Source organism: Planomonospora algeriensis (assembly GCF_977012225.1).
In genome coordinates this window covers 1-8274 of the sequence record NZ_CDRNDK010000294.1, presented here as the reverse complement: position 1 = coordinate 8274, position 8274 = coordinate 1, and the positions used below count along the sequence as shown (strand labels likewise).

Sequence of the window (8274 nt, the reverse complement as noted above, 5' to 3'; positions counted from 1 at the left end):
CGGTGGTCTTCAGTGGCCGGTTGTCGGTGGCGGGGCAGCCGTGGCTGGCCGATCACCTGGTGGGCGGTCAAGTGCTGGTGCCGGGCGCGGCGCTGGTCGAGCTGGCCATCCGGGCGGGCGACGAGATCGGGTGCTCCTATCTGCAGGAACTGACCATCCAGGCGCCGCTGGTGGTGCCGGCCCAGAGCAGCGCCCAGATCCAGGTGCTGATCGGAGCGGCGAAGGAGTCGGGAGCGCGTCCGCTGACCGTCCACTCCCGCGCTCAGGACGCCACCGAATGGACTCAGCACGCGCAGGGTCTGCTGACCGCCGAGCTGCCGACGCCGGCGTTCGAGCTCACGCAGTGGCCACCGGCGGATGCGCGGCCGGTGGCGGTCGACGACCTGTATGACGATTTCGCGGAGCTCGGTCTGGAGTACGGCCCCGTATTCCAGGGAGTGGTGCGGGCGTGGACGCGGACCGGGGAGGTGTTCGCCGAGGTCGTGCTGCCGGAGCAGGCGCATGCGGACGCGGTGCGGTTCGGGGTGCATCCGGCACTGCTGGACGCGGTGCTGCACGCCGGGGCGCTGGGCGCCCTGCTGCCGGAACCCGATCCGGGCCGGCCCTTCCTGCCCTTCTCCTGGTCGGGAGTGTCTCTGCACGCCGCAGCGGCCACCAGCCTGCGAGTGAAGCTCATCGGCACGGGGGGCACCAGCATGGCGCTGGCCATCGCCGACGACACCGGTGCTCCGGTGGCGGAGGTGGAGGCGCTCACGCTGCGTCCGCTGTCCACCTCCGAGCTGGCCGCTTCGAGCGGTCAGGGCTCGCTGCACCAGGTGGACTGGGCCGCCGTCACGGCCGGGACGGACACGGAACCGCCCCGCTGGATGCTGCTGGACGCGGGGGGTCGCCTGGACTCGGTTGCGGAGCCGCCCGAGGCGGTGCTGGTCACCTGCCCGTCGGCCGGAGAACTCCATGCGGTGACGCACGAGGTCCTGAGCCTGGTGCAGGAGTGGCTGAACGACGACAGGTTCGCGTCGTCGCGTCTGGTGCTGGTGACCCGGCACGCGGTCGCGGCCGAGAGGCCGGATCCGGTGCAGGCCGCGGTGTGGGGTCTGGTGCGGGCGGTACAGGCCGAGCAGCCGGGCCGGTTCGTCCTGCTGGACCTGGACAAGGACCTGGACAAGGACCTGGACAAGGACACGGACCCGGACGCGGACGCGGAATCGCTGGACGGAGACGCGGTCGGCCGGGCGCTGGCCACGGGAGAGCCTCAGGTGGCCGTACGGGCCGGACGGCTGCTGCTGCCGAGCTTGAGCCGCACCGAGGCTCCCAGCGATGAACGGCCGGTGTTCGGTCCGGAGGACACGGTGCTGATCACCGGTGGCACCGGTGGGCTGGGTGCGGTCGTGGCCAGGCATCTGGTGACGGCCCACGACGTCCGGCGCCTGCTGCTGGCCAGCCGGCGTGGCGCGCAGGCCCCGGGAGCCGCCGAGCTGATGGCCGAGCTGACCGGACTCGGGGCACAGGTGGAGATCAGGGCCTGCGACGTCGGCGACCGCGAGGAACTGGCGCGACTGGTCGCGTCGGTCCCGCTGACCGGTGTCGTGCACACCGCCGGAGTACTGGACGACGGGATCGTGGGATCCCTCACCCCGGAGCGCTTCGACGCCGTCCTGCGGCCGAAGGCCGACGCGGCCCGGTACCTGCACGAGCTGACCCGGGACCTCGATCTGTCCGCCTTCGTGCTGTTCTCCTCGCTCGCCGGAGTGCTGGGCAGCGCGGGCCAGGCCAGTTACGCCGCGGCCAACGCCTACCTGGACGCGCTGGCGGCGCACCGCCGATCGCAGGGACTACCCGCCCTCTCCCTGGCCTGGGGACTGTGGGAGACCGACGACGGCATGGCGGGCGACCTCAGCGAATCCGACCTGAGGCGGATGGAGCGGGCGGGCGTCAAACCGTTGTCGGTACCGGAAGGGCTGGCGCTGTTCGACTCCGCCCTCCGCGCCGACCGGCCCGTGCTCGTCCCCGCACGGTTCACCAAGACCGGAACGCGTTCCCAGCCCCGCCGTACCCGCCCGACCCAGGCGCTGTCGGAACGTCTGGCCACGATGGAACCGGAGCAGCTCCACGCCACCCTGTCCGGTCTCGTCGCCGACCAGGTGGCGGCGGTCCTCGGATTCGCCGGCGGCTCGGCGGTCGAGCCGCAGCGCCAGTTCCAGGATCTCGGCTTCGACTCGCTCACCGCGGTCGAGCTGCGCAACCGGCTCAGTACGGCCACCGGCCTGCGGCTGCCGGCCACTCTCATCTTCGACTACCCGACCCCTCATGCCCTGACCCGGTTCGTCCTGGAGCAGCTCTTCCCGGCCGTGGCCGCGGCCGAGGCGACCACGGCGCACAGCGATGCCGAGGTACGCAGGCTCCTGACGACCATCCCCGTCTCACGGCTGCGGGAGGCCGGGCTGCTGGACGGCCTGTTCCGGCTGGCCGGCCTCGACGACGGCGACACGAGAAACCCGACCGAGGCCGAGGCGATCGACGACATGGACGCCGACCTCCTGATTCAACTCGCCTCGAGGGCGGAGGCTCCTAGCCAAGGAAGTGATCATGAATTTGGTAACCACCTGGACGGCGCTGAAAGAATCCGATTCGTCGGATCTCGTCCTCTGCGTCGACTTCACCGGAACCGGCCGCGCCGAGGCCGGCTTCCCCGACCTGGTCGCACGGATGGACCTCGACGCGACCTTCTGGCACGTCGCTCCCCCCGGGGTGGCGCCCGACTCGGGCATCGACGGGCCGGGCTATCTCCGCTCGTGGCTCGAACCGGTCATGGCGAGCGGCCGGACCGTCCGCGCGGTCATGGGCTACTGCGTGGGGGCCGTCTACGCCGGGGAACTCGTCGCCCGGCTCGCCGAGGCGCAGGAGCGCGCGCCCGCGCTCGTCGTCTTCGATCCGGAGCCCACCAGCCTGGAGAACATCTACTTCCAGTTCGGCAAGGTCTTCGACATCCTCTCCTCGATCCTGACGGAGGAGGACGTCGTCGTGACCCGGGAGGCCATGGACCGGCTGGTCCAGCAGGAAGGGGTCACGATCGAGGGATACGCCGCGCAGCTCTACGGCACCTTCAGTCAGATCGCCCACAACGCCTTCGAACGGGCGGGACTCGACATGGAGTACGCCGAGGAGATGCTCGGCACGTTCAGCGCCTTCCTGTCCTTCATGAGCCTGGCCGACCGGTTCCAGCCCTGGGAAGGCTGGCTGCGGGCCACCGCGGTGAGCTCGTCCACCCCGCACAACGGACTGAACAAGCTGCGCGGCACCGTCGGCGACGGGCTGGTGGCCGAGGAGCTCAGGTTCGAGGAGAGCCACGCCGAGCTGTTCAGATCCGACGAGATCGCCCGGGCCGTTACCAAGGTACTGGAGAGATGACCATGGAGCAGATGCTGGGTGAGCGGGCCACACGCAAGGAACAGGCGCTGTGGATGCTCGAAGAGCTCGTCCCCGGAACCGGGGTGAACAACCTGAGCGTGGCCTTCAGGGCGGCGGGGAGGCTGCGGCGCCCTCTCGTCCTGGAAGCGGTCAACCGCCTGCTGCACCGCCACGAGATCCTGCGCACGGTCTTCCGCGTCGAGGCCGAGGGGATGATGCGGAAGGTCCTCCGGCCCGAGGAGATCGACCTCCGGATCGAGGAGGGCGGTCCCGGAGCCTCGCGGGGGTGGCTGACGGGGTTCCTCGCCCGGCCGTTCCAGCCCGAGGGCGAGCTGCTGGTGCGGGCCGCGGTCATCGAGGAGCCGGAGGGCGAGCTCTACTGCCTGGCGATCCATCACGTGATCTTCGACGGGCTGTCCGCGGCGCTGCTGCTGAACGAGCTCATCACCCTCTACAACGGCCTGGCCGCGGGTGACGTGCCCGAGCCCGCGGTCGTACCGGCCTGGGAGGAACCGGCCGCCGATCCGCGCAGCGCGGACTTCTGGCGCGAGAAGCTGGCCGGGTTCAGCGCCACCGAACTGGATCTGTGGTGCGAGAAGCCGGAAGCCTCCCAGACCACGCTCGAAGGCGATGTGATCAACTGGGAGCTCTCTCCCACCGCCTGCAAGGCGGTCCGGAAGATGCAGCGCGAGCTGCGCGCGCCGGAGTCCGTCATCCTCCTGGCGGCGTACGGCGTGCTGCTCGCCGCCCACGGCGCGGGCCCCGACCTCACCGTCGGCTCACCCGTCAGCGTCCGCCCGCCCGAGGCCGGCCTGGCCATCGGATACCACATCAACGTCCTGACCCTGCGCACGCAGGTCGACTGGGCGCAGAGCTTCCGCACGTACGCGCGCCAGACGCGCCGCACGTTCATGGAGGCCATGGCGCACGCCGACTACCCCGTCGACGACATGCTGGAGCTCGTCTCACGCGAGGGCTGGCGCAACAACCTCTTCCGCCACACCTTCAACTACATCCCGGCCGACCTCGGCGCGGAATTCGTCCTGGACGGCGTACCGGCCGAGCAGGTGGTCATCGAGAACGGCTACAGCAAGTTCGACCTGGAGTTCTTCGTCACCTCCACCCCGGAGGCGATCAAGGTCAGGACCGTGTTCTGCGTGGGCGTCCTCGACAGGACCGACGTGGAGCTGCTGCTGGCCCGCTTCGACGACATGCTCGTCACGCTCGCCGAGCAGCCCGACCGGCCGCTCGGCGAGACGCCCGTCTGGTGCTACCAGGACCGGGCGGCCATCGAGATGGCCAACGCCACGGAACGCACCGTGACACCCGCGACCGTGCTGGAGATGATCGCCGGCCGGGTGTCGAGCGCGCCCGCCGAGGACACCGACGCGGTTCTCGACGGCGAGCGCCGCATCGGCCTGCGCCGGCTGTGGGCCGCGGCGGAGGCCACCCGCGACCGGCTGGTGGAGGCCGGGGTCGGCTCAGGAGACGTCGTCGCGCTGCTGGCGCGGCGCGGTCCCGAGCTGGCCGCCGCGGCGATCGGCGTGTGGCTCGCCGGGGCGGCCTACCTGCCGCTCGAACCTGACCACCCCCGGCAGCGCCTCGACTACCAGCTCGACGACTCCGCCGCCGCCGTGGTCCTCGCCGGAGAGGGGATCACCGTTCCCGGCGACCGTACCGTCCTGCCCCTCGTGGCGGTCGACTCGGTGACGCCGGTGGCCGGGAAGGTGCTGCGGTCCAGTCCCGTCGCGCCGGGAGACCGCGCGTACCTGATCTACACCAGCGGCTCCACCGGGCTGCCCAAGGGGACGCTGATCGATCACCGCGGCCTCGCCAACCTGATCGCGCACTTCGCGCACCAGCTGGCGGTGGACGCCGACGACACCGTGCTGTGGCTGACCACGTTCAGCTTCGACATCTCCGCCCTGGAGCTGTTCCTGCCGCTCACGTCGGGCGCGCGGCTGGCCGTCGCACCCGACGACGCCCGCACGCAGGGGGAACCGCTCGCCGAGGCGCTGCTCCGCCACGACGTCTCCGTCGTCCAGGCCACGCCGACCACATGGCGGCTGGTCATCGACCAGGTCGCCGGGCTGCTGGCCGGCCGGCGCGTGCTGTGCGGCGGCGAACCCATGCCCGCCGTACTGGCCAGGCGGCTCACCGCGACCGGGTGCGAGCTGTACAACGTGTACGGCCCGACCGAGACCACGATCTGGTCCACCGCGGGACGGATCGATCCCGCCGCCGACCGCGTCGACGTGGGCGTGCCGATCGCGAACACGAAGGTGTACGTGGCCGACCCCGACGGCCGCCCGCTGCCGATCGGGACCCGCGGGGAGCTGTGCATCGCGGGTGACGGGCTGGCCGTCGGCTACCACGACCGCCCCGAGCTGACCGCGGAGCGGTTCGGCACGCACGCCTGGTACGGACGCTTCTACCGCACCGGCGACCTGGCCCAGTGGACCCCGGACGGCCGGCTGGAGATCCTCGGCAGGCTCGACCGCCAGATCAAGCTGCGCGGCAACAGGATCGAGCTCGCCGAGGTCGAGGGCGTGCTGCTGGCCCACCCGGAGGTCCGGGCGGCGGCGGTCGTGGTCGTCGGCGACCCCAGCGCCGACGCGGTCCTGTGGGCGTTCGTGACGGCCCCCGAGCGGCCAGAGGTGACCTCGCAGCTGTGGGAGCACGTCAGCGCGTCGCTTCCCTACGCGGCGACGCCGCAGGAGTACGTCGCGCTGGACTCCTTCCCGATGACCGGCAACGACAAGGTGGACTATCCGGCGCTGCGCCGCCTGGCCACCGAGCTGCGCAGCGTCGCGGCGGGACCGGAGGTGACCGACCTCCCGGAGGGCAGCGGCGACGAGCTGGCCGACTCGCTGGTCGCGCTCTGGAAGGCCATGCTGAACCGCACCGACCTGGGGCCGGACAGCCACTTCTTCGCCCTGGGCGGTCACTCGCTGCTGGCCGTCAAGCTCCTGCAGGAGATCAAGCGGGAGACCCGGGTCCGGCTCAAGCTCAAGGACATCTTCGAGGAACCGACGCCCGCGGGCCTGGCCCGCAGGCTCCGCGCGGCCACCGCCGGCTGAAACCGTCAGACACGATACGAAGGCTGGGCTCTCGCTGTGATGAAAGAAAACGCAGTCAGCACCTTGACGATGGAGTCGATGCGCGCCGACATCGCAGAGCAGCTCGGCATCAGCCCGCCGGAGGTCGGCGACGACGCCGACCTGGTCAGCCTGGGCCTGGACTCGCTCCGGGCCATGCGGCTGGCCGGACGCTGGCGCCGCGCGGGAGCCCGCGTCGTCTTCGCCGAGCTGGCGGAGGAGCTCACGCTCACGGCCTGGTGGTCCCTGGTCGGCTCGCGGCTGTCGGCGGCCGTGCCGTCCGTCCCGGCCGAGCGGGGACCGAGCGTGGACGAGACGGCCGCGTTCCCGCTCACCCCCGTGCAGCTGGCCTACTGGATCGGCCGCGCGGACGGCCAGGTCATCGGCGGCGTCGGCTGCCACGCCTACCTGGAGTTCGACGGCTCCGAGGTCGACCCGGCGAGACTGGAACGGGCCGTCCGCGCCCTGATCGACCGGCACGGGATGCTGCGCGCGGTCTTCCACGACGACGGCACGCAGCAGATCATGGACACCAGCCCGTGGCCGGGCCTGACCGTGCACGACCTGTCGGAGCTCGGCGAGGACGCCGCCGAGCGCCTGCGGGAGCAGCTGTCGCACCGCCGGTTCGACGCCTCCCGCGGTGAGGTCTTCGACGTCCGGCTCTCGCTGCTGCCGGGCGCCGCCGCAGGATCCACTTCGAGGTGGACTTCCTGGTCGCCGACGTGCTCGGCCTGCAGATCCTGCTGAGGGACCTGGCGCGCCTCTACCTGGACCCCGGCCACCCGCCCGCGCCGCCGGCCTGCTCCTTCCCCCGGTATCTGGCGGCGCGTGACGCGGAACGGTCCCGGGAGCACGCCAGGGACCGGGAGTACTGGCTCGGCCGCCTGCCCGAGCTGCCCGGCGCGCCGGGACTGCCGCTCGCGCTCGACCCGGGCAGGGTCGCCCGGCCCCGGTTCGTCCGGCGGGAGCGGTGGCTCCCCCGCGCCGCGTGGCAGCGGGTCCAGGAGCAGGCCCGCGCGCACGGGCTCACCCCGGCCATGGTGCTCGCCGCCGCCTACTGCGAGATCCTCGCCGCCTGGAGCAGCGAGCCGCGCTTCCTGGTCAACGTGCCGCTGTTCGACCGCGACGAGACCGTCCATCCCGACGTGGCCGACATGGTGGCCGATTTCACCGACCTCGTCCTGCTGGCCGCCGACCTGTCCGAGACGCTGCCGTTCGCGGAGCGGGCCGGGGCCCTGCAGGACAGGTTCCGCGCGGACGTCCGGCACACCGGTTACTCCGGCGTCGAGGTGCTGCGCGACCTCGCCCGGGAAGGGGGGCACACCGGGGCGCCGGTCGTCTTCGCCTGCAACCTGGGCACCGAATTGATCGTTCCCGAGGTCCGCGAGGCGTTCGGCGAGCCGGGATGGATGATCACCCAGACGCCGCAGGTCTGGCTCGACCACCAGGTCAACGAGTACGAGCGCGGACTCCACCTGGCATGGGACGCGGTGGAGGAGCTGTTCCCGGCGGGCGTGCTCGACGCGATGTTCGACGCGTACGGCCGGCTGCTGGAGTGGCTGGCGGAGGGCGACTGGTCGGCCCCCGCCCCCGTCGCGCTGCCGATGGAGCAGGAGTTCGTCCGCGAGCAGGTCAACGACACGTCCGGGCCGCTGCCCGAGGGCCTGCTGCACGACGGCTTCTTCTCCTGGGCCAGGTACCAGCCCGAGCGCACCGCGCTGGTGTCGGATGCGGGTGTGGTGACGTACGGGGAGTTGGCGGAGCGGGC

Annotated in this window: 3 protein-coding genes; all 3 read left to right on the top strand. The window is 71.8% G+C overall.

Annotation, left to right across the window (positions count from 1 at the left end; genetic code table 11):
• The first annotated feature begins 2 nt into the window (after positions 1–2).
• Entirely contained in the window at positions 3–6488 is a 6486-nt protein-coding gene (locus tag ACWJ6R_RS24960; RefSeq protein WP_449064562.1) for an amino acid adenylation domain-containing protein, read from the top strand.
• A 39-nt stretch (positions 6489–6527) separates the two neighbouring features.
• Positions 6528–7253, top strand: coding sequence for a phosphopantetheine-binding protein (locus ACWJ6R_RS24955; protein ID WP_449064561.1), 726 nt, complete (start codon positions 6528–6530; stop codon positions 7251–7253).
• Positions 7208–8274: condensation domain-containing protein (locus ACWJ6R_RS24950; protein ID WP_449064560.1), on the top strand; the 1067-nt coding region annotated here is incomplete at its 3' end. The genes ACWJ6R_RS24955 and ACWJ6R_RS24950, both read left to right, overlap by 46 nt.